Origin of the sequence: Pseudomonas asturiensis, from assembly GCF_900143095.1 — a bacterium.
Taxonomy (GTDB): domain Bacteria; phylum Pseudomonadota; class Gammaproteobacteria; order Pseudomonadales; family Pseudomonadaceae; genus Aquipseudomonas; species Aquipseudomonas asturiensis.
This window is the reverse complement of the sequence record NZ_FRDA01000004.1, coordinates 263,906-286,945: the sequence shown is the minus strand read 5'-3', so window position 1 is coordinate 286,945 and position 23,040 is coordinate 263,906. Positions and strand designations below refer to the sequence as shown.

The following is a 23,040-nucleotide window of genomic DNA, read 5'->3' as shown; positions in this document are numbered from 1 at the left end:
TTTGTCATTCGCCGGACACCTCACCGGCAACTGGTTAGACTTCGGCATCGGCGCTGAGGGCGCCTGCAGAGCGTAGCGGACATCACGATGCATATCCTTCTGATCGAAGACGACACCAAGACCGGGGAGTACCTGAAGAAAGGCCTGGGCGAATCCGGCTATAAGGTCGACTGGACCCAGCACGGGGCCGACGGTCTGCACCTGGCGCTGGAAAACCGCTACGACCTGATCGTGCTCGACGTGATGCTGCCTGGCATCGACGGCTGGCAGATCATCGAAGTTTTGCGTGCCCGACAGGACGTGCCCGTGTTGTTTCTGACCGCGCGTGATCAATTGCAGGACCGCATTCGCGGGCTGGAACTGGGTGCCGATGACTATCTGGTCAAACCGTTCTCGTTCACCGAACTGCTGCTGCGCATCCGCACCATCCTGCGCCGTGGTGTGGTGCGCGAGGCCGATCATTTCCATCTGGCTGATCTGGAACTGGACCTGCTGCGTCGCCGGGTCACGCGCCAGCAACAAGTCATCGTGCTGACCAACAAGGAGTTCGCCCTGCTGCATCTGTTCCTGCGTCGCGAAGGCGATGTGCTGTCGCGTACTCAGATTGCCTCGGAGGTCTGGGACATGAACTTCGACAGCGACACCAACGTGGTGGATGTCGCCATCAAACGCCTGCGCAGCAAGATCGACCTGCCCTACCCGACCAAACTCATCCATACCGTGCGCGGCATCGGTTACGTGTGCGAGGTGCGGCCATGCAGCGCAGACGCCGACCTTCCCTGACCCTGCGTTCGACCCTGGCCTTCTCGCTGGTGGCAATGCTCACGGTCGGCGGCGCAGGCCTTTACCTGTACCGGTCGATGGAGCAGACCGTAATGCAGCGTTCCGACCACGCGGTGCTGGCGCGCCTGGATCACTTTCGCAAGCTGCTGCGCTACGACCTGACCATGGACAACCTCAAGGGCAGCCCGCAACTGTTCGAAAACATGCTCGACAGCGAAGAAGACATCTTCATCATTGGCGAGCCGGGCAAGCCGCCGGTGATTTCGGTCAACCCGCAGCGCGCTCCCCTGCCCGAGCTGCCGACCGTGGCTCAGGATCAGCCGTTACGCGTCGAGGACCTGCGCAGCGGCATGAGCCTGCAAGGCGTGCCCTTGCGTGCGGCGGCCGTGCAAGTGATGTCCAACGGCGTCGAAGTGCGCTTGCAGGCCGCGCACCTGATGGTCAAGGAAATGGCCATGCTCGCGACCTTCCGCGAGCGTATCTATGCGGCCGTGGCGTTGGCGTTTCTGGTCACGGCGCTGCTGGGTTACGCGCTGTTACGGCGCGGTCTGCGGCCGTTGCGCAGGATGGCAGCGCATGCGGCCGCCATCACGCCGGCCAGCCTGCACAGCCGACTCGACAGCCACGACACGCCGGTAGAACTGCAACAGTTGAACGATGCCTTCAACGCCATGCTCGACCGACTGGACGATGGCTATCGCCGCCTGACCCAGTTTTCCGCCGACCTGGCGCACGAGATCCGCACGCCCGTGGGTTCGCTGATGGGGCATTGTCAGGTCGCGCTGCGCCAGAACCGCAGCGCCGATGAATACCAGGCGCTGCTGGCCTCCAACCTGGAAGAGCTGGAGCGGATTTCGCGGCTGGTGGAAAGCATTCTGTTTCTGGCCCGCGCCGATGAAGCCCAGGCTGCGCTTGAACGCAAACCGCTGGACCTTAATGATGAATTGCACAGGGTGGCCGGTTATTTCGAAGGGCTGGCAGAAGAGCGCAGCATGACCCTCACCCCCAGCGGCCATGGCGCACTGCTGGCCGACCCTATCCTGTTGCGCCGGGCGCTGAGCAATCTTGTAGCCAACGCCATTCGCTATGCCGACGAAAACAGCGAGATCCTGATGCGGGTCGTTGCCCTGGAAGGACACTGGCACGTGCAGGTGGAAAATCAGGGACCGGTATTGCCGCACGCCAGTCTGACGCGTCTGTTCGACCGTTTCTATCGCGGCGACGCCTCACGCCATCAGCGCTCGGACTCCAATGGCCTGGGGCTGGCCATTGTCGCGGCGATCATGCACCTGCACGGCGGTCGGGTCGAAGTGGCACAACCCGCCGCCGGGCGCATCTGTTTCAGCCTGGTGTTCCCGGCGAACTGACGCAAGGACAGGCCGGGTTACGATTTTTTCTCGTGGGCGATGGCCAGCTTGTAGAAAGTCGCCGAACCACCCTCGGTGTTGTAGCCCGTGTTGTCCTGTGTGTAGACCCCGGCCTTGAAGTAGAACAGCTTGGTGCTCCACGCCGGGTCGAGCTTGGCGAACCACACTGCGTTGAACGCGTTGACGGTCAGATCGCCCGACGGTGTGAGGTTGATGCTGTAGTTGAAGCGCTCATTGAGCGGCACGCCCTGCGCGATAGTGATGACCTCGATTTCCGCGTCCGGGGTGCGGCGAAACTTGGCGACGATGTTGCCGGTCTTCAATTTCTCCTTGTATTGGTACTCCACCTTCAGCAGCGGCTCGGTGCTCTGGTAGCAGTGAATCTGACCGATCACGATCTTGCCGGTCGACGGCACCTGATCAACTTCCAGCGTGGCACGCAGAAAATTGTCGGCACTGGAGTAGTTCCAGTTGAACGCCCTGCCGTCAGCCGTCGTTTCGCGCAACTCGGAACGCGGATACTTGGCGTTTTCCGTCGTGGAACCGGTCACCGGTGCCCAGAAAAACAGCGTATCGCCGGAGCGGAAATAACCATCCTGATAGCCCTTCATCAATTTCGGGGTTTCGATGATGGTTGCAGGCGTCCCGACAGGGACGGACAGATTCCAGGTGGCAAGGTCGATCATGGCGTTGCTCGCAGGGTGCGCGATGCGCATCAGCAGAAGGGCTCTGGAACGGGCGCCTCGGCCCGTTCGGTTCAACCAGACTATCGGCTGAATCGTTTATTTTTTAAATACGAACGACAAACCTATGACGCCAATAAACCGTCTAATCGTTGCCAATGCCATTATATTGATGTCATTTTTCGGGATTGAGTGGCCAACCCACTCTGACCTGTAAGCGTCGGTTTACACGGACCTGATCTTCTCGGCACCGCGCCATTTTTTTGGAGAGTCCGTTCAAAAAACAACTGATCAGAGAACAAGATACCGACGAACGGTCGGGATTATCTTCTTTGAAAAGGAACTTTTCGGGCTTTTTACTTACTCCGCACGACCGCTCATCGCGGTATGGCAACTGACATCCTTTGCGCCTGCGGTTGCCTCGCGCCGAAACACCCCGTTCGGCAATTTCCGGTTGACTGCAATAACTTGTTACGAGATATTAGTTAGCAAGCTATTAATATCCTCACTAACAATATTGTTCCTAACTAAATTCCTGGTGCTTTAGATGTCTGTCGATGCGCTTCATCGGGCGATCAGCAGCGGTCTGGTTGCAGCGTCACGCCACTGGCGACGCAACTGCCAGACCACGCTGGCCACCTACGGTATTTCCGAAGCCTGTGCCGGGCCGCTGCTGGCCATCGCGCGGCTGGGTGACGGCGTGCATCAGGTCAAAGTCGCCCATGCAGCCGGTATGGAAAGCCCGACCCTGGTCCGTTTGCTGGATCAGCTGTGTAAGGCTGGCATCGTTTGTCGCACCGAAGACCCCAACGACCGTCGCGCCAAGGCTTTGAGCCTGACGGTAAAAGGCCGCGAACTGGCCGGATCAATCGAAACCGAGCTGACACGTCTGCGTGCTGATGTATTGAAAGGTGTGGCGCCTGGCGACCTGGAAGCCGCGCTGCGTGTATTCCAGGCCTTTTCCGAGTCTGCCCGCGCTGACCAGGGGGCGCAGGCGTGAACGGATTTTTCTCCAGCGTGCCGCCCGCACGCGACTGGTTCTACGGCGTGCGCACCTTCGGTGCCTCAATGCTGGCGCTGTACATCGCGCTGCTGATGGAAATGCCCCGTCCTTATTGGGCGATGGCCACCGTGTACATCGTATCGAGCCCGTTCGTGGGCCCGACCAGCTCCAAGGCGCTGTATCGTGCTGCCGGTACGCTGGCGGGAGCTGCGGCGTCGGTGCTGCTGGTGCCGATGTTCGTGCAGACACCGTTCCTGCTGGCCATAGTCGTCGGGCTGTGGACGGGCACGCTGCTGTTTCTGTCCCTGCACCTGCGCACCGCCAACAGCTACGCGCTGATGCTGGCCGGCTACACCCTGCCGCTGATCTCGCTGCCGGTGGTGGACAACCCGCAGGCGGTATTCGATATCGCGGTGTCACGTACCGAAGAAATCTTTCTGGGCATCATCTGTGCGGCTGTCGTCGGTGCGATGTTCTGGCCCAGACGCCTCGCCCCGGTGTTTCAGGCCACAACTGAAAAGTGGTTCGCCGATGCGTCGAGCTACAGCGACCACTTCCTGAGCCGCACCTGTAACCCTGAAGAGATCGGCACACTGCGCAACTCGATGGTCGCCAGCTTCAACTCGCTGGAAATGATGATCGGCCAACTGAGCCACGAAGGCGCGCGCAAGCAAACCGTACGCAATGCTCATGAACTGCGCGGACGTATGATTCACCTGTTGCCCGTCATCGATGCCCTCGACGACGCGCTCTGGGCGCTGGAGCGTCGCAGGCCAGAGCTGCTTGCCAGCCTGTCGCCCGTGCTGCTGGAGGCCCGCACCTGGCTGCAAAACACCGCCGACGCCCCTCAGCAGGAACAGTGGCAGCAATTACATCGGTCAATGGAGCGGTTGCAACCAGGCTCTGCACAGCTGGACGATCGCGATCAACTGCTGCTCTCTAACGTGCTGTTCCGTCTGGGCGAATGGATCGATTTGTGGCATGACTGCCGCACGCTGCAATTCGCGATCAAGACCGACGACCAGTCCCAGTGGCGCGCCGTCTATCGCCACTGGCGTCTGGGTCGCCTCACGCCGTTTCTCGACCGTGGCCTGATGCTCTACTCGGTGGCCTCGACCGTACTGGCAATCATCGTCGCCTCGGTGCTATGGATTCTGCTGGGCTGGAAAGACGGCGCGAGTGCCGTGGCGCTGGCGGCCGTGTCGTGCAGCTTCTTCGCCGCCATGGACGACCCCGCGCCGCAGATCTATCGGTTCTTCTTCTGGACCATGCTGTCAGTGGTGTTCGCCAGCCTGTACCTGTTCGTGGTGCTGCCCAACCTGCATGACTTTGCGATGCTGGTGCTGGCGTTTTCGGTGCCATTCATCTGCGTCGGCACGCTGACCGTTCAGCCTCGCTTCTTTCTCGGCACGCTGCTGACCATCGTCAACACCTCGTCCTTCATCAGCATCCAGAGCGCCTACGATGCGGACTTTCTGAATTTTCTCAATGCCAACCTCGCAGGACCTGCGGGTTTGCTGTTCGCCTTCATCTGGACGCTGGTGTTCCGTCCGTTCGGCGTGGATCTGGCGGTCAAGCGCCTGACCCGATTCAGCTGGCGCGACATCGCCAGCCTCAGCGAAGAATCGACGCTGGCCGAACACCGACGCATGGGCGTGCAGATGCTCGATCGTCTGATGCAGCAACTGCCGCGCCTGACGCTCACCGCGCAGGACACCGGCATTGCACTGCGCGAGCTGCGTGTCGCGCTGAACATGCTCGACCTGCTGGCCTACACCCGTCGCGCGACACCACAGGCTCAAGTGCTGCTGCGCCAGGTGATCGACGAAGTCAGCGGCTATTTCCGGCACTGCACCAAAGCTGGCGAGCGCCTTCCCGCGCCCCGTGGCCTGCTGATGCTGATGGACCGCGCACGCCGTTCGCTGACCGATCAGGACATGGGCGACAACCCGGCCCGCGTGCACCTGCTGCACGCGCTCAGCGGCCTGCGCCTGGCGCTGCTGCCGGGCGTGGAAATCGTCACGGTCGCCGGAGAACTGACTGAACAACTGCCGCACAACATCGATGGAGCGCCTCTATGATCGGCGATCTGGACATCAGCGGGATCTTTATCCCCACCTTTCTGGCCATGATGGGCATCGCTTATCTGGTGTTTCTCGGCGTGCACGCCGTGCTGTCGCGCGCCCACTTCTACCGCCTGGTCTGGCACCGGGCTTTGTTCAACGTAGGTCTATACGCTTTGTTGCTCGGCGCCGTGGATACTCTCAGTCGATACCTGATGACATGAAAAAACCGATACTGACTCTGGGCCGAGTGGTCCTGACCCTGCTGGTAGTGACCCTGGCTGCCGTCGTTGTCTGGCGCATGGTGATGTACTACATGTACGCGCCATGGACCCGCGACGGCCACATTCGCGCCGACGTCGTGCAGATTGCCCCGGACGTGTCCGGGCTGATCCAGAAGGTCGATGTCTCCGACAACCAGCCGGTGCATAAAGGCCAGGTGCTGTTCACCATCGACCAGGACCGTTTCCGCCTCGCATTACGTCAGGCTCAGGCCACCGTCGCCGAACGCCAGGAAACCTGGGAACAGGCTCGTCGCGAAAACAAGCGCAACCGTGGGCTGGGCAATCTGGTAGCGCGCGAACAACTGGAAGAAAGCCAGTCACGCGAAGCCCGTGCGCTGTCAGCGCTGGGCGAGGCTCGCGTGGCGGTGGACGCCGCACAACTGAACCTGGATCGCTCGGTGATCAAGAGCCCGGTGGACGGCTATCTCAATGACCGCGCGCCTCGTGAGCATGAATTCGTCACAGCCGGCCGCCCGGTACTGTCGGTGGTCGATGCGGCGTCATTCCACATCGACGGTTACTTCGAGGAGACCAAGCTGGACGGCATTCATGTCGGCCAGGGCGTGGACATCCGGGTCATCGGCGACAACGCGCGGCTGACCGGTCACGTGGTCAGCATCGTCGCCGGTATCGAAGACCGCGACCGCACCAGCGGCTCGAACCTGCTGCCCAACGTCAACCCAGCGTTCAGTTGGGTACGACTGGCGCAGCGGATCCCGGTGCGGATCGCCTTTGACGATGTACCCAAGGACTTCCGCATGATCGCTGGACGTACGGCAACCGTATCGATCATCGAAGATACCCGGGAGGCCACGCGATGAAACGGGCATCTCGCCTCATGGTGCTGGGTTTGGGCACCCTGCTGTCGGCCTGCCAGATGGTCGGCCCGAACTATGAGTTACCCAAGGACGGCGCGATCAACCGCCCGGACTTGCAGGGCGAGCTGGCAGGTCAATCGGTGAACACCGTTTCGGCACCGGTGCCTGCGCACTGGTGGCGTCTGTATCAGGATCCGAAACTGGATGAGCTGGTGCACCAGGCCATGGCATCCAACACCGACCTGCGCATTGCCGCCGCCAACCTGCAACGCTCACGCTATCAAGGTGCCGAGGCTGAGGCCGCAGGTGGCTTTACCAACAGCGCAAAAGTCGGCGCGCAGCGCTTGCAAGAGTCGGGTGAAGCCTTTTTGCTGCCTGAGAAAGTGCCGGTGGCCAACGTGGGTGATATCGGCCTGACCACGTCCTATCAGTTCGACCTGTTCGGCACCTTGCAGCGTGGTATCGAAGCCGCGCAAGCCAACGTCGACGCCAGTCAGGCGGCGATGGACACGGCCCGCATCACCGTAGTCGCGGACGTGGTGCGCGCTTACACGCAGGTGTGTGCCGCCAACGAAGAACACGACATCGCCCGTGAGTCGCTGGACCTGCAACAGCAGAGTGTGAAGTTGAATCAACGCCTGCGCGACGCCGGACGTGGCGATGAAACCCAGGTGACGCGTTCGCAGACCCAGTTCAAATCCCTGCGCGCCGAGCTGCCCCGCTACGAAGCGCAGCGTCAGTCAGCGCTGTTTCGCCTGTCGATGCTATTGGCGAGCCCTGTCGAACAGTTGCCCGCAGGCGTCAGTACCTGCAACGAGCTGCCGCACATCGCGCAAGTGATGCCGGTGGGCGATGGCGCGGCACTGCTCAAGCGCCGGCCGGACATTCGTCAGGCGGAGCGGCATCTGGCGATGTCCACGGCGCAGATCGGCGTCGCAACCGGCGAGCTGTACCCGGACATCAGCATCGGCGCGACCATCGGCACCATCGGCACAATCGAGAACCTGGGCAAACCGGCGGCCAATCGCTGGGGCTTCGGGCCGCTGCTGAGCTGGACCATCCCGTCCAACGGCTCACGCGCCCGTATCCATCAGGCCGAAGCCTCGGCGCAAGCGTCGCTGGCCCGCTTCGACGGCGTGGTGCTCAACGCCATCCGCGAAACCCAGACCGGACTTGCCCAGTACACCGCCCTGCTCGACCGCCGCGACGCCTTGAAAGACGCCGAGCAATCGGCGAAGGAAGCCGCCGATCAGACTCACCGTTTCTATCAGGCCGGCCGCGCCTCGTTCCTGGCTGACCTGCAGGCCACCCGCACTTACACCGAGGTGCGCGCCCAATTGGCCGAAGCCAACACTCAGGTTGCCATGGGCCAGATCAACCTGTTCCTGGCGCTGGGCGGGGGATGGGAGAAGGATGACGTAGCGGTCAAATGACCGCCCTGCATTCGCTCGACGCCTGAATGTACGGACGGCGTTCCGTTTGTCCGCGAACACTGAGTTGCACACCCCGCATCTTCATCGGATGTACCGGCTTTCGCGGACAGGTCCGCTCCCACCAGGATAAGTGCCCTGCCCAAACGCTCGGGCGCAACGCAAACTCCGTGGGAGCGGACCGGGCGGCGTTCCGCTTGTCCGCGAAGGGGTCCAGGGTGCGACGCCGATCCATCAGATGACACCATAACTTGCACTCCGGCCCCCATTGCTCCTAGGCTCACCCGATCTTTGACTCGGGATGCACCATGGACACCTCTCTCAGCCGCCGCGAGCGGCTGCATACCGTTATTTTCGAGGCCGACACGCCTGCCGGGCGGCGTTTCGACAAGGTTTTGCTGGTCCTCATCCTGCTCAGTCTGCTGGTCACGATCATCGACAGCATCGAGAGTATTCATCGCGATTATTCGCAGGTGTTTGCCTGGGTTGAATGGGGCTTCACGCTGATTTTTGCCATCGAATACGTCCTGCGCCTGTACTGCTCGCCCAGACCGCTGAAATACGCATTCAGCTTCTACGGGCTGGTCGATCTGCTGGCCATCGTGCCGGGCGTCCTGGCCATCTATTACAGCGATGCGCAGTACCTGTTGATCGTGCGGATCATTCGCATGCTGCGAATCTTTCGGGTGCTCAAGCTCGGCACCTACCTGCGCCAGGCGAACTATCTGCTCTCGGCACTGCGTGGCAGCAAGCAGAAGATCATCGTTTTTCTGGTCGCGGTGTCGACGCTGGTGACGGTGTTCGGCACGCTGATGTATGTGATCGAAGGCCCGGAACACGGCTTCACCAGCATCCCCAAGGGTATCTATTGGGCGATCGTGACCCTCACCACGGTGGGCTTCGGCGATATCGTGCCCAAAACGCCGGTCGGTCAGATGCTCTCGTCACTGGTAATGATCACCGGTTACTCGATCATCGCCGTGCCCACGGGTATATTCACCGCCGAACTGGCCAACGCCATGCGTGGTGAACAGCTCAAACACGACTGCCCGGTGTGCGCCAAGAAATTTCACGAGCACGGCGCAGCCTTCTGCTCGCGCTGCGGCAATCAGCTTTTTCCCAAAGAAGCCAATCAGGCATAAGCACAGACGTTTTTGGTATTTAGGCACAAGGATGCGCGGCTGCTAGTGTCGCGGCATTAAGCCATCAGACAACAATGACCCACCCTTCAAGGACTTTGCAGTGAACAGACTTTTCGCCGCTTCTCTACTGGCCGCAGGCCTGGCGCTTTCCAGCGCCGCCCAGGCTGCCCCGACGCTGCTCAACGTTTCCTACGACGTGATGCGCGACTTCTACAAGGACTACAACAGCGCCTTCCAGAAGCACTGGAAAGCAGAGAAGAACGAGGACGTCACAGTGCAGATGTCCTTCGGCGGGTCGAGCAAGCAGGCACGTTCGGTCATCGACGGCCTGCCGGCTGACGTGATCACCATGAACATGGCCACCGACATCAACGCCCTGGCCGACAACGGCGAGCTGGTGCCCAAAGACTGGGTCAGCCGTCTGCCGAACAACAGTGCACCGTTCACCTCGGCGACCGTATTCATCGTACGCAAGGGCAACCCGAAAGCATTGAAAGACTGGCCGGACCTGATCAAGGATGGCGTGGAAGTCATCGTGCCGAACCCCAAGACCTCGGGTAACGGCCGCTACACCTACCTGTCCGCCTGGGGCTACACCCTGAAAAACGGTGGCGATGAAGCCGCTGCGAAAGAGTTCGTCGGCAAGCTGTTCAAGCATGTACCGGTCCTGGACACCGGTGGTCGTGCGGCGACCACCACCTTCATGACCAACCAGATCGGCGACGTACTGGTGACGTTCGAAAACGAGGCCGAGATGATCGCACGCGAATTCGGGCGTGATCAGTTCGAAGTGATCTACCCGTCCGTTTCGGCCGAAGCCGAACCGCCGGTGAGCGTGGTCGACAAAGTCGTGGACAAGAAGGGTTCCCGCGCCTTGGCCGACGAGTATCTGAAGTACCTCTGGTCCACTGAAGGCCAGGAGATCGCCGCCAACAACTACCTGCGCCCGCGCGACCCCACAGTGCTGGCCAAGTACAAGGATCGCTTCCCGAAAGTCGATTTCCTGTCGGTGGAAAAGACCTTCGGTGACTGGCGCACCGTGCAGAAGACCCACTTCATTGACAAGGGTATCTTCGACCAGATCTATTCGGGCAAATAAACCCTCCACGGCACAGCAAAACGGCGACCTTCAAGGTCGCCGTTTTCGTTTCAATCAATTGCTGAACTGACGTCCCAGCCCTGCCGGTACGCCGCTCGCATCGGTGGGCTGCCAGGGACCATTGGGGCTGGTCGCCCAGCTCCAGCCGTTGTTCCACTGGTAATAGGTACGCTGGCGATAGAACGTATTGCTTTGATCGTCCATCACGTAAACGCCCATGCGCGCATCCCAGTGGCTGTTGCCGCCTGGCGGTGGCGCGAAACTGGCCGACGTTTTCGGCCCGCTCGACGGCGCCTTGACGGGTGGTTTGTTGGGGGTCGGCGTGGGACGCGGAGCGCCCGGTTGCTGGGTGCCCGGCAGGGACTGAATCGGTTCCTGGCTCCTCGGGGCCGGCGGCTGGACCGCACAGGCGCTCAAGCCCAGGGCCAGACCCAACAAAGTGATACGTGCAGTGCGGTACATAAGCGGGCTCTCTTCTTATCTGGCTGACGGGTTATCAGGGCTGTCGATGATCAACGCCTGCTGCGTCCCGCTATCGCTGGCCAGTGGCTGGCTGCGGCCGACCCACTCACCGGCGGTCGGCTGCCCTGCGCGAGACACGCGAGCTACCAGTTGGACTTGCGCAAAGTTCGACAGTTTCAGTTGCGGCATCATTGCGTCGGCATCGCTCAGTTCGACCTCGGCGGGCAATTCGGCGACCGTGATCCGTTTGACCGCCAACGGTGCGGGCGGCCCTTCGACAGCGCGTACGAAGATGAACACGCTGTCACGCGGCTGGACCTTGTCTTTAAGCGCCGGTGCCAGATCGACCCGTACCTTTATCGAAGCCGTCTTGCTTGCGGCCTGCGCCGGACTTGCGCCTGCTTTCAGGTTGTCCCTGGCGCGGGCAATGCCCCCTTCCAGTGCCGACCGCGATGGATCCTGCGCAGGCAGGACGTCCAGTAACCGGGTCCAGTAATCGACCGCTGCCTGATAGCGCTGCGTTTCGTACGCGGCAATGCCCAGCAGGCCAAGGCTGGTGACTTCTTTGGGGTCCGCCTTGAGCGCTTCATCGGTCAGGGCCTGCACCTGCGGTGTGAAGTGCTTGTCGCTGGCGAAATACAGCGCCTGCGCCCATTGCCCGAGCAGTTCCGGGGGCCTTCCGGCCAGGTCTGAGGCACGCTCGAACATCTGCGCTGCATCGCCCGGACGGTTTTGCGCCATGTAACTACGCGCCAGAAAATACAGGCTCTCGGAAGAATCCGGCTGCGCCTGAACAGTACGCTCCAGCCGCTGCGTCAGGTCGGCCACCGAGGTGGGCGGCGTCGAGAGTTCACGGCTCAGTTCGACTTTGTCGCTGGCCCCAAGCTGCAGATACGCGCCCATGCCCAGCACCGGAACCAGTATCGCGGCCAGCAACAGCCAGGGTTTGCCAAGCTGCGCAGTACGGGCCTTCTCGGCGCCTTCGGTGTCAGCCAGAAGCTCGCGCGCGGCTTCATCACGCGCACTCTGCACCCGCGCGGCTGACAGAACCCCCTCCTCTTGCTGGCCTTGCAGCTCAGTGAGCCGCTCCTGATACAACGCAACGTTCAGCGCGGTACGGTCTTCTTCGCGCTGCGCCCTGTGTCCGCGCAGCAGCGGAATCAGCAGAAAGCCCAGCGCCACCAGCAGCAACAGCCCGGTTGCCATCCAGAAATCGATCATGTTCGGTGTTCATCCAGCAGACGGGCGAGGCGTTGCTGCTCCTCGTCGGAGAGCGTATCGGCCTGCCCGGCACTCAGGCTTCGGCGACGTTTGACAATCACGGCCATCACCCCCAAGCCGCCCAGCAACAGACCGGCAGGACCGAACCACAGCAGCCAGGTTCTGGCCGTCAGCGCCGGTTTGTACCGCACGAAATCGCCGTAGCGATCGACCATGAAGTCGATGATCTGTTGATTGCTCTGGCCCTCACCCAGCATGCGGTAGATTTCCTTGCGCAAGTCGGCGGCGATCGGCGCGTTGGAGTCGGCAATGTCCTGATTCTGGCATTTGGGGCAACGTAACTCGCGGGTCAACTCGCTGTAGCGGGCGCGCTCGGTCTCGTCGCGAAAGTTATAGGCCTCGATGGCAGCCTGCGCGAGCCCGCTGATTGCCAGTGCAACGATCAGCAGCGTGATGCTAAGTGAACGGTTCATGGTCTGGCCTCGTCAACCAGCGCCTGATACAGCCCGGCCAGTTGTTCGCGCCACACGGTGTCGTCGATCACGCCAACGAACTTGTGACGAATGACGCCCCTGGCATCGATCAGAAAGGTTTCCGGCGCGCCGTAGACACCCAGGTTCAGGCCCAGCGAGCCTTCGTCATCGCGCACATTGAGGCGGTAAGGATCATGAAAATCCTTGAGCCACTTGAGCGCGTCGACGTTGGTGTCCTTGTAGTTGACCCCGTAGATCACCACGCCTTGCTGCGCCAGCCGATTGAGCACCGGGTGCTCGACCCGACAGGCGATGCACCAGGTTGCCCAGACATTGACCAGCGCAGGTTTACCCAGCAGATCGGCACGGGTCAGGGTGCGTTCGCTTTGCACTTCACGCAGGGCGAACTCGGGGAATGGTTTGCCGATCAGCGCCGAGGGCAACTCGGCCGGGTCCAGGTACAAGCCGCGAAACAGAACGGCTGCCACGCCGAGAAAGACCAGCAACGGCACTGCCATGACCCAGCGCTTCATGTGGTTACCTCCGACAGGCCCAGCGTCTCACGCACCCGGCCCTTGATCTTGAGGCGATAACGCCGGTCCGTGGCCGCGAGCACGCCGCCCAGCCCGGTGATCAGGCCGCCAAACCAGATCCAGCGCACGAAGGGTTTGACATGCACCCGCACCGCCCACGCGCCCTCGCCCAGCGGTTCACCAAGTGCGACGTACAGATCACGACTGAAACCGGCGTCGATCCCCGCCTCGGTCATCATCGACTGCTGCACGGTGTACAGGCGTTTCTCCGGGTGCAGCTCGGTGACCTGCCTGCCCTCGCGCAGAACCCGGATCGTGCCGCGATCAGAGGTGAAGTTCGGGCCTTCGTAGTGCTTCGCGCCATCGAACACGAACACATAGCCACCCAGCTCAACGGACTGGCCAGGCGCCAGCCGCAAGTCGCGCTCGGCGCTGTTCTGGCTCGACAGCACCACGCCCAGCGCACACACGGCAATGCCGAGGTGCGCCAGTTGCATGCCCCAGTAACTGCGATGCAGACCACGCGCGCCGCTGATCAGGCCTTTGTGGCGGGTCTTATCGAGCAGATCGCGCACCCCGGCCAGCAGCACCCAGGCCGCGAGCATGAAAGTCGCCAGCACCGCCCACTGAAAATCACCCAGCGCCAGTCCGGCAACCACCGCCAGCACTGCGCTGCCGATCAGCACCGGCGCCAGCATGCCCAGCAACCACTTGAGCGGCGTCTCTTTCCAGCGCACCAGCACGCCCACCGCCATCACCCCCATCAACAGGCCCATCAGCGGCACGAACAGCGCATTGAAATACGGCGGCCCAACGGACATCTTCGCGCCGCTCATGGCGTCGATCACCAAGGGATACAGCGTGCCGAGCAGAATCATCGACGCCGCGACCACCAGCACCAGGTTGTTGCCCAGCAACAGCGTCTCACGCGACCAAAGCCCAAAGCCAACATGGCTTTTCACCACCGGCGCGCGGAAGGCGAACAGGGTCAGCGAACCGCCCACCACCATCAACAGGAAGATCAGAATGAACACGCCGCGGGCCGGATCAGAGGCGAACGCATGCACCGACGTCAGCACCCCGGAACGCACCAAAAAGGTCCCCAGCAGGCTGAGGGAAAACGCCGCGATGGCCAGCAATACCGTCCAGCTTTTGAACACACCGCGCTTTTCCGTGACCGCCAGGGAGTGAATCAGCGCCGTGCCGACCAGCCAGGGCATGAACGAGGCGTTTTCCACCGGGTCCCAGAACCACCAGCCGCCCCAGCCCAGTTCGTAATACGCCCACCATGACCCCAGCGTGATGCCGATGCCGAGAAACGCCCACGCCACCAGCGTCCAGGGTCGCGACCAGCGAGCCCAGGCCGCGTCCAGTTTCCCGCCGAGCAAAGCAGCGATGGCAAACGCAAATGCCACGCAAAAACCGACGTAGCCCATGTACAGCATCGGCGGGTGCACGATCAGCCCAATATCCTGCAACAAAGGGTTGAGATCGCGGCCGTTGGCTGGCATCTGCGGCAGGATCCGCGCAAAGGGATTGGAAGTCAGGATCAGGAACGACAGAAAACCGAGGCTGATCATGCCCATCACTGCCAGCACCCGCGCCAGCATCACCTGCGGCAGTTGCCTGGAGAACACCGACACCGCGAAGGTCCAGCCACCCAGAATCAATGCCCAGAGCAGCAGCGAGCCTTCATGTGCCCCCCATACGGCGCTGAATTTGTAATACCAGGGTAACGCGGTGTTGGAGTTCTGCGCCACATAAGCGACCGAGAAGTCGTCGATCATGAAGGCGTAGGTCAGGCAACCGAAGGCAAAGATCAGAAAGCTGAACTGCCCCGACGCCGCAGGACGCGCCAGGCTCATCCACAGCGAGTCGCCGCGCCAGGCACCGATCAGCGGCACGCTGCTCTGCACCAGGGCAAAGCACAGGGCCAGAATCATGGCCAGATGGCCGAGCTCGGGAATCATGGGTCAGCCCTGTTTCGATGGGGTGGAAGGCGCAGCCGGTGCCGCCTGACCGCTGTCGCGCAACGCCTTGGTGACTTCGGGCGGCATGTACTTTTCATCGTGCTTGGCCAGCACTTCGTCGGCCACCACCACGCCCTGAGCATTCAGCTTGCCCAGTGCGACGATGCCCTGCCCTTCGCGGAACAGATCAGGAAGGATGCCGCGGTAGGAGATGGTCACCGACCTGTTGAAATCGGTCACCACAAAGCGCACATCCAGCGAGTCGGCGGAGCGTTGCAACGAGCCCTTCTCGACCATGCCGCCCGCCCGAATACGCGTGTCGAGGGGCGCCTCGCCATTGGCGATCTGGCTCGGGGTGTAGAACAGATTGATGTTTTCCTGCAACGCACTGAGGGCCAGCGTCAGGGCCAGCCCGACGCCGACCAGCACAGCGACGATGATCAACAGGCGCTTTCTGCGCAGCGGATTCACCTGCGGCCCTCCCGACGCGCACGACGCGCCTCGTGGTGCAGATAACGGCGACGTGCCAGCACCGGCAGCGCCACATTCACAAGCAGCACCAACAGGCAAAGGCCGTATGCCGACCAGACGAACAGTCCGTGGCGACCCATTGCCAGGAAATCGCCCAATGACTCGAAACTCACGAGACGCGCTCCAGGCTGCGCAGGATTTCAGCCTGCACCCACTGGGTACGGGATTCGCGCTTGAGCACTTCAAGGCGCATCCGCATGAGCAATACGGCGCCAAAGAAGCAATAGAAGCCCAGCGTGGTGAACAACAGCGGCAGCCACATCTCGGCAGGCATGGCCGGCTTTTCGGTCAGGCTGAAGGTTGCGCCCTGATGCAGCGTGCTCCACCACTCCACCGAATATTTGATGATCGGGATATTCACCACGCCGACAATCGCCAGCACCGCGCAGGCCTTGGCCGCACTCTCGCGATTGCTGATCGCATTGCCCAGCGCGATCAGGCCAAAGTACAGGAACAGCAGAATCAGCATCGAGGTCAGGCGCGCGTCCCATACCCACCAGGTGCCCCAGGTCGGTTTTCCCCAGATAGCGCCGGTGGCCAGCGCCAGCGCCGTCATCCAGGCGCCGATGGGCGCGGCTGATTGCAAGGCGACATCCGCCAGTTTCATCTTCCACACCAGCCCGACCACGCCACACAGGGCCAGCATCACGTAGCAGGACTGGGCCAGCATCGCGGCTGGCACGTGGATATAGATGATGCGAAAGCTGTTGCCCTGCTGATAATCCGGCGGCGCAAATGCCAGGCCCCAGACCACGCCGATGCCGATCAGCAGGACCGCCGCCGCGCTCAGCCACGGCAGCAGTCGCGTGCTGATGCCATAGAAGACCTTGGGCGAGCCAAGCCTGTGCAACCAGGCCCAACTCAGGCCGCTTTTGAGTGAATCGCTTTTCATCACGGTACATCCAGGGTTTACCGAGCGCCTGACAGGCAGGCCTCGCAACCTCAATTATTCGCCGACACTGATCTTCAGGCCAGCCGCTATGGCAAAGGGTGTCAGGGTAACCGCCAGTGCCGTCAGGCTGCCCAGCCACAGCAGGTAGCCGGTCGCAGGCATGCCTTGCAACGCAGCCTGCAACGCGCCACTGCCCAGAATCAGCACCGGGATGTACAACGGCAGAATCAGCAGCGCAAGCAACAGGCCGCCACGCTTGAGACCGACGGTCAGTGCTGCGCCGACCGCCCCCAGCAGGCTTAACACCGGCGTGCCCAGCAACAGCGACAGCATCAGCACCGGCAGGCAGTGTCCGGGCAAGCCCAGCATCAACGCCAGCATCGGCGCCAACATCACCAGCGCCAGCCCGGAAAAGACCCAGTGTGCCAGCACCTTGACCAGAACCAGAAGGGCCAGAGGGTGCGGCGAAAGGACCCACTGTTCCAGCGAACCGTCTTCGAAATCACTGCGAAACAGCCCTTCCAGCGAGAGTAGAACCGCCAATAGCGCCGCCACCCAGACCAGGCCTGGCGACAAGCTTTGCAACAATTGACTCTCCGGCCCGACAGCCAGAGGGAACAATACGATCACGATAGCGAAAAAAACCAGCGGATTGGCCAGCTCTGCCGGACGGCGCGCCAGCAACCTGGCCTCGCGTAGCAACAGTGACGTGAAAACGTTACTCATCGGGCGCCACTTCCCAGATCCAGCTGCCGGTAGCCCGCAGGGCTCAGGTGCAGCGTGTGATGAGTGGTCAGGATCACCGCACCGCCACGCTCGCAATGCTCGGCCAGACAGGTTTCCAGCTGGTCGATGCCTTGCCGGTCGAGGGCAGTGAACGGTTCATCCAGCATCCAGATCGGTGGACCCGGCAGGTGCAAGCGGGCCAGCGCAACGCGGCGCTGCTGCCCCGCCGACAACGCATGACAAGGCACGTCTTCAAAACCGCTCAGCCCGACCGATTCCAGCGCCTGCTCCAGCATGGCGGGCTCGCCGGAGCCATGCAACGCACACAGCCAGGACAGGTTTTCCAACGGCGTCAGCAGTTCCTTGAGGCCTGCCGCATGACCAATCCACAGCACCTGCCTGGCCAGCTCGGCACGCTGCTGACTCAAGGGCACTCCTGCGAGCAGGACCTGGCCCGAGGTCGGCTGCATCAACCCGCACAACAATCGCAACAGGCTGGTCTTGCCGCTGCCATTGGGACCGCTGATCTGCAACAGGTCGCCGGCCTGGAGGTGAAGGTCCAGGTCTTCGAACAGCAGCCGTCCGTCGCGCTCGCAGGTCAACCCAGTGGCATGCAGAAATGGAGTCACAGCAGTCATCGAGCGCTTCCAGTGTCGCGTTGTCTCGAAATGCGCCGAAAACAGCACAAACGGAGGAAATGGCAGTTCAAGTCGAGCATGATGCGGCCGTTACATGAAGGGAACTTAATGACGGCCAGACCGCTTTGGGTCGGTATTATACATACGAGTCCTGACACCCAAGGGGCAATTTCCTCAGGTCGAATATTGAATGACAGGCGATATCACCAGCGTTCCCGCCACGGTTCCAGCGACCGCGCTGCTACGCGCCAGCATTTCCCAGGCGCAGGTCCTGACGTTGCTGCAGGCCACGCCCACCCTGATCCCTGAAGGCCAGACCGCAGAAGCCGAAGTGTTGACCCTCAAGCAGGTCGACCAGAACTTTCAGCTACTGCTCAAACTGATTCTGAGCAATGGCAGCCAGACCAACCTGCCGGTCAGCAGCACCGTGCCCTTCACGCCCGGCAGCCTGCTGCAAGTGACCCAGGCGTCGGCCAACGAGTTGACGCTGACCCTGCAACAACTCAACAGCGCACTGAAGAACTCGCTGATCAGCATCGACACCCGACAATTACCGGTGGGTACGCTGCTACAAGGCAAGGTGCTGACCACTCAGATCGTGGCACAGGCGGTGAGTCAGTTGGCTAACGCCCTTCCGGGCGCCACCGCCGCCGCGCCTGCCACCTACCGCTCGATCGTGATGCTGCTCAATACTGCGCTGGCAGGTTCCAGCCTGACCGTCGACAGCCCGCAGCCCCTGAAGGTCGGCAGCCTGCTCAGCGCTCAGGTGCAGGGTAATCAGGCATTGAACTTCGTCGCCCTGCCTGGTCGCTTCGATCAACTGGCCGTTGCGCAACAACTGGCCACCCAACAAAGCCGTCAGGGCTCGCTGGACAACCTGATCAACGCGCTGCAGAACCTGCCCCGCACCAGCCCGGCGATCAGCGCGCCCTTGCAGGCCAGTATCAATCAGTTACTGGCCGACATCCCTGACGTCGAGCAAATGACATCGCCCAGAACCGTCGCCCAGGCGCTCAATGCCAGCGGTGTGTTTCTGGAGGCGAAACTGCAGGCAGGCCTGAACCCGCTGCACGTACCGGACATGAAGGCCAACCTGATGCGCCTGATTGCCCAGATTCTGCCGGGGTTGCCCGACAACAGCTCCTATGGTGCTGCGGCGGCCTCCAACACCCTGGCGCGGATTATGCCCAGCGCTATCCGCAACGCGCTGGGTACGTTGGGCATGGTGGCTGCGCGCACTCAGCCAAGCGTCTTTCCTCTGCCTTCACGCTCGGTTGGCGGTGGCGAGAAAGAAGACGACCTGGAAATTCTTCTCAAACTCGCCGCGGCTGCCGTGTCACGCGTGCAAAGCCATCAACTGGGCGGTCTGGATCAGACGCGCACTAACGCTGACGGCACGCAGGTCACCACCTGGCAGTTGGAAGTTCCGATGCGCAACGCCCATGACATCGTGCCCTTGCAGGTCAAAGTGCAGCGCGAAGACAAGCCGGAGGAAGAATCTGCCGACGACAAGGCTGACGGCGAGATTCAGGAAACCCGGGAAAAGCTCTGGAAAGTCGATCTGGCATTCGACCTTGAACCGCTGGGGCCGCTGCAGGTGCATGCCCAACTGCTGCGCGGAACCTTGTCGAGCCAGCTTTGGGCCGAGCGTCCGGACAGCGCAGCACTGATCGGACAGGAGCTGGGGCATTTGCGCGAACGGCTGATTGCCTGCGGCCTCGCCGTGGGCGAACTGGCCTGCAACCACGGTGCCCCACCCCAAGGACCACGAACCGCCCTCGAACAACGCTGGATTGACGAGAACGCCTGATGACCCAACACGTCGACACACCGCGCCAGGCCATCGCACTCAGCTACGACGGACAAAGTGCGCCCACCCTCAGCGCCAAGGGGGACGATCAACTGGCCGAAGCCATCCTGGCCATCGCCCGCGAATACGAAGTCCCCATCTACGAAAACGCCGAGCTGGTCAAATTGCTGGCCCGCATGGAACTGGGCGACAGCATCCCCGAGCCGCTGTACCGCACCATTGCTGAAATCATTGCCTTTGCCTGGCATTTGAAAGGCAAGTTTCCCGAAGGCCAGGACCCGGATGCACCGCCGGTGGAGCGGGATATTACGCCGCGTCGTTGAACTGCCATTGATGATTGCGAAACGGTCTTGCTGCCGGTCCGTTAAAGACTGCTCGTCCCATCACAAAAACTCATATGAGTGTTAACTGAAGTTACGGACATCCTTGGGAGGATTTCGTAATGGAACGTGCACGTCAAGGCGAAGCAGAAGTCCGGCAATTTGCAACGCCCGCCAGCCATACAGAATTGAGCAGTCAGTTTGATCTGCCGGCAGATCGAGTCAATGACTGGCATGCTCATGGCGCACTGACCACCCATTTTCTGAACACTTTTTCAGTCATGGCTCCAGCCTTTGAGCGCTTTATTATCGCCAGCACAAGACATTACCAATCATTAATCACAGACTCAAAACTCAAAGAAAGGCTGGCAGGCCTGATTGCGCAGGAGGCGATGCACTCCCGCGAACATAGGCAATACAACCGGTTGCTCGACCAAGCAGGCTTGCCAGGCAGGGAACTGGAACGCCAATGCTATAGATTCCTGGATTACCTTCTGGGTGAGCATCGGGTCGCCCCGTCATTTCGACTGGCGGTGGCACTGATGTTTGAACATCACACGGCACTGGCCTCGACCGTGACGTTAAACAACCCTGCGTTGCTGGAAGGATCAGTACCCGGTTATGCGCAGCTCTGGAACTGGCACGCACGTGAGGAGACCGAGCACAAATCAGCAGCATATGACCTATGGAACAGCGTTATGGGCAGAGGGGTAAAATCCTATCTGTTGCGCACTGGCGCATTGGTTCTGGCAGGCCCCCCAACACTGTTGATGGCCGTGATCGTATTCACGAGACTGCTCAAGGCAGATCGTAAACGGCGAGTGGACGCCCGGGCAGTCTGGCTATTTCTCAAACATATGTACGGCACGGGAGGACTGATTGCCAACACCGCAAAGCTCTGGTTCAAATACTTCCTGCCGGGCTTTCATCCGGACAGGTGAAAAACCGCCCACTGATCTGACAGGATCGGCTGTCCCAGGCGAAGCAGAAAGTGGTGAAGCATCTACATTGAAATCGGCTTGCGCCCCGCAAACGAGTGCGCCAGCGTGCCGCCGTCCACCAGATCCAGCTCGCCACCCAGCGGCACACCATGGGCGATGCGCGAGGCGATCAGGCCTTTCTGGTTGAGCAACTGGGCGATGTAATGGGCGGTGGCCTCGCCTTCCACGGTCGGGTTGGTGGCCAGAATGACTTCAGTGAACGTGCCCTGCCCGGCGATGCGCTCCATCAGTTGCGGAATGCCAATGGCCTCGGGCCCAAGGCCGTCGAGTGGCGACAGATGGCCTTTGAGCACGAAGTAACGGCCGCGATACCCGGTCTGCTCCACGGCGTAGACATCCGTCGGTCCTTCGACCACGCACAGCAGCGTGTCGTCGCGGCGCACATCAGCGCATTGCGGGCAGAGTTCTTCTTCGGTCAGCGTGCGGCACAAGCGGCAATGACCGACACCTTCCATCGCCTGACTCAAGGCCAGCGCCAGCCGCGAACCGCCGCTGCGATCACGCTCCAGCAGCTGTAAAGCCATGCGCTGCGCGGTTTTCTGACCCACGCCCGGCAGTACGCGGAAGGCATCGATCAACTGGCGAATCAGGGGGCTGAAGCTCATGAAGAAAAGTCCGACAAAAACACAAGACGCGGTTTATACCCGCGCGTTGCCGCCAGCGTCAATTCGGGGTTGATAGGCTGCGACCAATAGCAGGTGTTCGCTGTGCCTGACACGTAGCGCGCCAAGAGGCATAACCACATGACAACGCAGTGCCGCCTGGCAGACAACGGACTGTGGGAGACGGCTTGCCGGCGATCTGCCGGGAACCGGCAGCAAAATATGCCTATGCGGTACGTCAGGTGTAAACAGGGGCCACCCTCACGTCTTCAACGCCACCTCCAGAAACTCCATCAGCGCCTGCACCCTTGCGCTGCGTTGCTTGCGCACGGGCACCAGCAGGTTGATCGGCGCGCTGGTCAGTTGCCAATCAGCAAGCACCCGCACCAGTGCGCCGCTGGCAATGGCATCGCTGACGTCCCACTGCGAGCGCAGCACGATGCCCAGCCCCTGCTCGGCCCAGCGGCGGGCGACAGAGCCGTCGTTGCTGAGCAGCACAGGCTCGATTCGCAGGGTCTTTTTTGACGCACCCTTGCTCATGTGCCAGAGGGTCACGTCTTCATCGTTTTCCCGAATACAGATACAACGATGAGCCGCCAGCTCGTCGGGCGACGCAGGAATACCGTGGTGCTCCAGATACGCCGGGCTAGCGCACAGCCAGCGATTGTTGTGCGCCAGCGTGCGGGCGATCCACAGGCTGTCGTTGAGGCTGCCGATGTGGATGACCGCATCGCTGTCGTGTCGATCCGGCCATGGCGTTTCACGCAGATCAAGGTGCAGGCGCAACTGCGGGTGCAGTCTGGCAAAGCGTGCAAGCAGCGGCGCAATGCGCTGGCGGCCATAGCCGAAGGGCGCCGCGAGCCTGAGCGTACCAACCAGACGTTCATCGCGCTGCTTGAACGACTCCGGCAGCGCTTCCAGTTGCTCCAGCAAGTGGGCGCTTTCCCGGGCGAAGCGCTCACCCTCGGCGGTCAGGCTCAAACGCCGGGCGTCTCGATTGGCCAGGGTAATGCCCAGTTGCGCTTCCAGTTTGCGCAGCCGCATCGACAACGCTGGTGGCGAGACATTGAGAAGCCGGGCCGCAGCACTGAGTGACTCGCAGCGCGACAGCGTCACGGCCAGACGTAAATCTTCGATCGCGATCATTCAGCTCAGCTTAAGGATTGATGACAACCTATTGAACCACAGC

At 61.5% G+C, this 23,040-nt stretch carries 25 protein-coding genes; 12 read left to right on the top strand and 13 right to left on the bottom strand.

From position 1 onward, the window contains the following. Positions 1–87: 87 nt before the first annotated feature. Together BUB69_RS09365 and BUB69_RS09360 are read left to right on the top strand one after the other, a co-directional pair. Complete coding sequence (locus BUB69_RS09365) at positions 88–783, top strand: heavy metal response regulator transcription factor (protein ID WP_024685343.1); 696 nt, start codon at positions 88–90, stop codon at positions 781–783. Next, the gene (locus BUB69_RS09360) at positions 756–2,150 is read left to right on the top strand and encodes a heavy metal sensor histidine kinase (protein WP_073165081.1); all 1,395 of its coding nucleotides are present in this window, start codon (positions 756–758) and stop codon (positions 2,148–2,150) included. Before BUB69_RS09365 ends, BUB69_RS09360 begins: the two co-directional genes overlap by 28 nt. A 17-nt stretch (positions 2,151–2,167) precedes the next feature. Here the strand turns inward: BUB69_RS09360 and BUB69_RS09355 are convergent, their stop codons facing one another. Beyond that, positions 2,168–2,836, bottom strand: coding sequence for a polysaccharide lyase family 7 protein (locus tag BUB69_RS09355; RefSeq protein WP_073165684.1), 669 nt, complete (start codon positions 2,834–2,836; stop codon positions 2,168–2,170). A 544-nt stretch (positions 2,837–3,380) separates the two neighbouring features. Here BUB69_RS09355 and BUB69_RS09350 point away from each other — a divergent pair. The 7 genes from BUB69_RS09350 (at position 3,381) to BUB69_RS09320 (ending at position 10,672) form a co-directional block, all read left to right on the top strand. After that, complete coding sequence (locus tag BUB69_RS09350; protein ID WP_073165077.1) at positions 3,381–3,833, top strand: MarR family winged helix-turn-helix transcriptional regulator; 453 nt, start codon at positions 3,381–3,383, stop codon at positions 3,831–3,833. Beyond that, positions 3,830–5,917 (top strand): FUSC family protein, encoded by a 2,088-nt coding sequence (locus BUB69_RS09345; RefSeq protein WP_175561680.1) that lies wholly within the window; start codon positions 3,830–3,832, stop codon positions 5,915–5,917. Before BUB69_RS09350 ends, BUB69_RS09345 begins: the two co-directional genes overlap by 4 nt. Then, entirely contained in the window at positions 5,914–6,123 is a 210-nt protein-coding gene (locus BUB69_RS09340) for a DUF1656 domain-containing protein (protein WP_024685348.1), read from the top strand. The genes BUB69_RS09345 and BUB69_RS09340 overlap by 4 nt, the downstream gene beginning before the upstream one ends. After that, the gene (locus BUB69_RS09335) at positions 6,120–7,004 is read left to right on the top strand and encodes an efflux RND transporter periplasmic adaptor subunit (protein ID WP_073165074.1); all 885 of its coding nucleotides are present in this window, start codon (positions 6,120–6,122) and stop codon (positions 7,002–7,004) included. Before BUB69_RS09340 ends, BUB69_RS09335 begins: the two co-directional genes overlap by 4 nt. Then, complete coding sequence (locus BUB69_RS09330; RefSeq protein WP_073165071.1) at positions 7,001–8,434, top strand: efflux transporter outer membrane subunit; 1,434 nt, start codon at positions 7,001–7,003, stop codon at positions 8,432–8,434. The genes BUB69_RS09335 and BUB69_RS09330 overlap by 4 nt, the downstream gene beginning before the upstream one ends. A 305-nt stretch (positions 8,435–8,739) precedes the next feature. Continuing rightward, positions 8,740–9,573, top strand: coding sequence for an ion transporter (locus tag BUB69_RS09325; RefSeq protein ID WP_073165068.1), 834 nt, complete (start codon positions 8,740–8,742; stop codon positions 9,571–9,573). Positions 9,574–9,673: 100 nt separating this feature from the next. Further along, the gene (locus tag BUB69_RS09320) at positions 9,674–10,672 is read left to right on the top strand and encodes a sulfate ABC transporter substrate-binding protein (protein WP_073165065.1); all 999 of its coding nucleotides are present in this window, start codon (positions 9,674–9,676) and stop codon (positions 10,670–10,672) included. Positions 10,673–10,726: 54 nt separating this feature from the next. Here the strand turns inward: BUB69_RS09320 and BUB69_RS09315 are convergent, their stop codons facing one another. Genes BUB69_RS09315 through ccmA form a run of 10 tightly spaced genes read right to left on the bottom strand, consistent with a single transcriptional unit; the run spans position 10,727 to position 18,118 of the window. Then, a complete protein-coding gene (locus BUB69_RS09315; protein ID WP_073165062.1) occupies positions 10,727–11,134 on the bottom strand; it encodes a hypothetical protein in 408 nt (135 codons plus the stop codon). Positions 11,135–11,149: 15 nt separating this feature from the next. Next, positions 11,150–12,355 carry a c-type cytochrome biogenesis protein CcmI gene (gene ccmI, locus BUB69_RS09310; RefSeq protein ID WP_073165058.1) on the bottom strand — a complete coding sequence of 402 codons (1,206 nt, stop codon included), beginning with the start codon at positions 12,353–12,355 and terminating at the stop codon, positions 11,150–11,152. After that, complete coding sequence (locus BUB69_RS09305; RefSeq protein WP_073165054.1) at positions 12,352–12,828, bottom strand: cytochrome c-type biogenesis protein; 477 nt, start codon at positions 12,826–12,828, stop codon at positions 12,352–12,354. Before BUB69_RS09305 ends, ccmI begins: the two co-directional genes overlap by 4 nt. Beyond that, on the bottom strand, positions 12,825–13,361 hold the full coding sequence (locus BUB69_RS09300; RefSeq protein ID WP_073165050.1) for a DsbE family thiol:disulfide interchange protein: 537 nt from the start codon (positions 13,359–13,361) through the stop codon (positions 12,825–12,827). Before BUB69_RS09300 ends, BUB69_RS09305 begins: the two co-directional genes overlap by 4 nt. Next, positions 13,358–15,331 (bottom strand): heme lyase CcmF/NrfE family subunit, encoded by a 1,974-nt coding sequence (locus BUB69_RS09295; protein WP_073165047.1) that lies wholly within the window; start codon positions 15,329–15,331, stop codon positions 13,358–13,360. The genes BUB69_RS09300 and BUB69_RS09295 overlap by 4 nt, the downstream gene beginning before the upstream one ends. A gap of 3 nt (positions 15,332–15,334) precedes the next feature. Further along, complete coding sequence (gene ccmE / locus BUB69_RS09290; RefSeq protein ID WP_073165043.1) at positions 15,335–15,802, bottom strand: cytochrome c maturation protein CcmE; 468 nt, start codon at positions 15,800–15,802, stop codon at positions 15,335–15,337. Then, entirely contained in the window at positions 15,799–15,975 is a 177-nt protein-coding gene (ccmD, locus tag BUB69_RS09285; RefSeq protein WP_073165040.1) for a heme exporter protein CcmD, read from the bottom strand. Before ccmD ends, ccmE begins: the two co-directional genes overlap by 4 nt. Continuing rightward, positions 15,972–16,754, bottom strand: a complete 783-nt coding sequence (locus BUB69_RS09280; RefSeq protein ID WP_073165037.1) for a heme ABC transporter permease — start codon at positions 16,752–16,754, stop codon at positions 15,972–15,974. Before BUB69_RS09280 ends, ccmD begins: the two co-directional genes overlap by 4 nt. A 54-nt stretch (positions 16,755–16,808) precedes the next feature. Continuing rightward, positions 16,809–17,480, bottom strand: a complete 672-nt coding sequence (gene ccmB / locus BUB69_RS09275) for a heme exporter protein CcmB (protein WP_073165032.1) — start codon at positions 17,478–17,480, stop codon at positions 16,809–16,811. Beyond that, positions 17,477–18,118, bottom strand: a complete 642-nt coding sequence (gene ccmA / locus BUB69_RS09270) for a cytochrome c biogenesis heme-transporting ATPase CcmA (RefSeq protein WP_073165029.1) — start codon at positions 18,116–18,118, stop codon at positions 17,477–17,479. Before ccmA ends, ccmB begins: the two co-directional genes overlap by 4 nt. A gap of 190 nt (positions 18,119–18,308) precedes the next feature. On the opposite strand from ccmA, the gene fliK reads away from it, so the two are divergent. The 3 genes from fliK to BUB69_RS09255 all read left to right on the top strand — a co-directional run bounded on the left by fliK (position 18,309) and on the right by BUB69_RS09255 (position 21,189). Continuing rightward, positions 18,309–19,928, top strand: a complete 1,620-nt coding sequence (fliK, locus tag BUB69_RS09265) for a flagellar hook-length control protein FliK (protein WP_073165026.1) — start codon at positions 18,309–18,311, stop codon at positions 19,926–19,928. Continuing rightward, positions 19,928–20,251 (top strand): EscU/YscU/HrcU family type III secretion system export apparatus switch protein, encoded by a 324-nt coding sequence (locus tag BUB69_RS09260; RefSeq protein WP_024688604.1) that lies wholly within the window; start codon positions 19,928–19,930, stop codon positions 20,249–20,251. Before fliK ends, BUB69_RS09260 begins: the two co-directional genes overlap by 1 nt. A gap of 119 nt (positions 20,252–20,370) precedes the next feature. Further along, complete coding sequence (locus BUB69_RS09255; RefSeq protein ID WP_084537073.1) at positions 20,371–21,189, top strand: metal-dependent hydrolase; 819 nt, start codon at positions 20,371–20,373, stop codon at positions 21,187–21,189. Positions 21,190–21,251: 62 nt separating this feature from the next. On the opposite strand, the gene recR is transcribed toward BUB69_RS09255, so the two are convergent. Together recR and BUB69_RS09245 are read right to left on the bottom strand one after the other, a co-directional pair. After that, complete coding sequence (recR, locus tag BUB69_RS09250; RefSeq protein ID WP_025996936.1) at positions 21,252–21,854, bottom strand: recombination mediator RecR; 603 nt, start codon at positions 21,852–21,854, stop codon at positions 21,252–21,254. 258 nt (positions 21,855–22,112) lie between these two features. Beyond that, complete coding sequence (locus BUB69_RS09245) at positions 22,113–22,997, bottom strand: LysR family transcriptional regulator (RefSeq protein WP_073165024.1); 885 nt, start codon at positions 22,995–22,997, stop codon at positions 22,113–22,115. Positions 22,998–23,040: the final 43 nt, after the last annotated feature.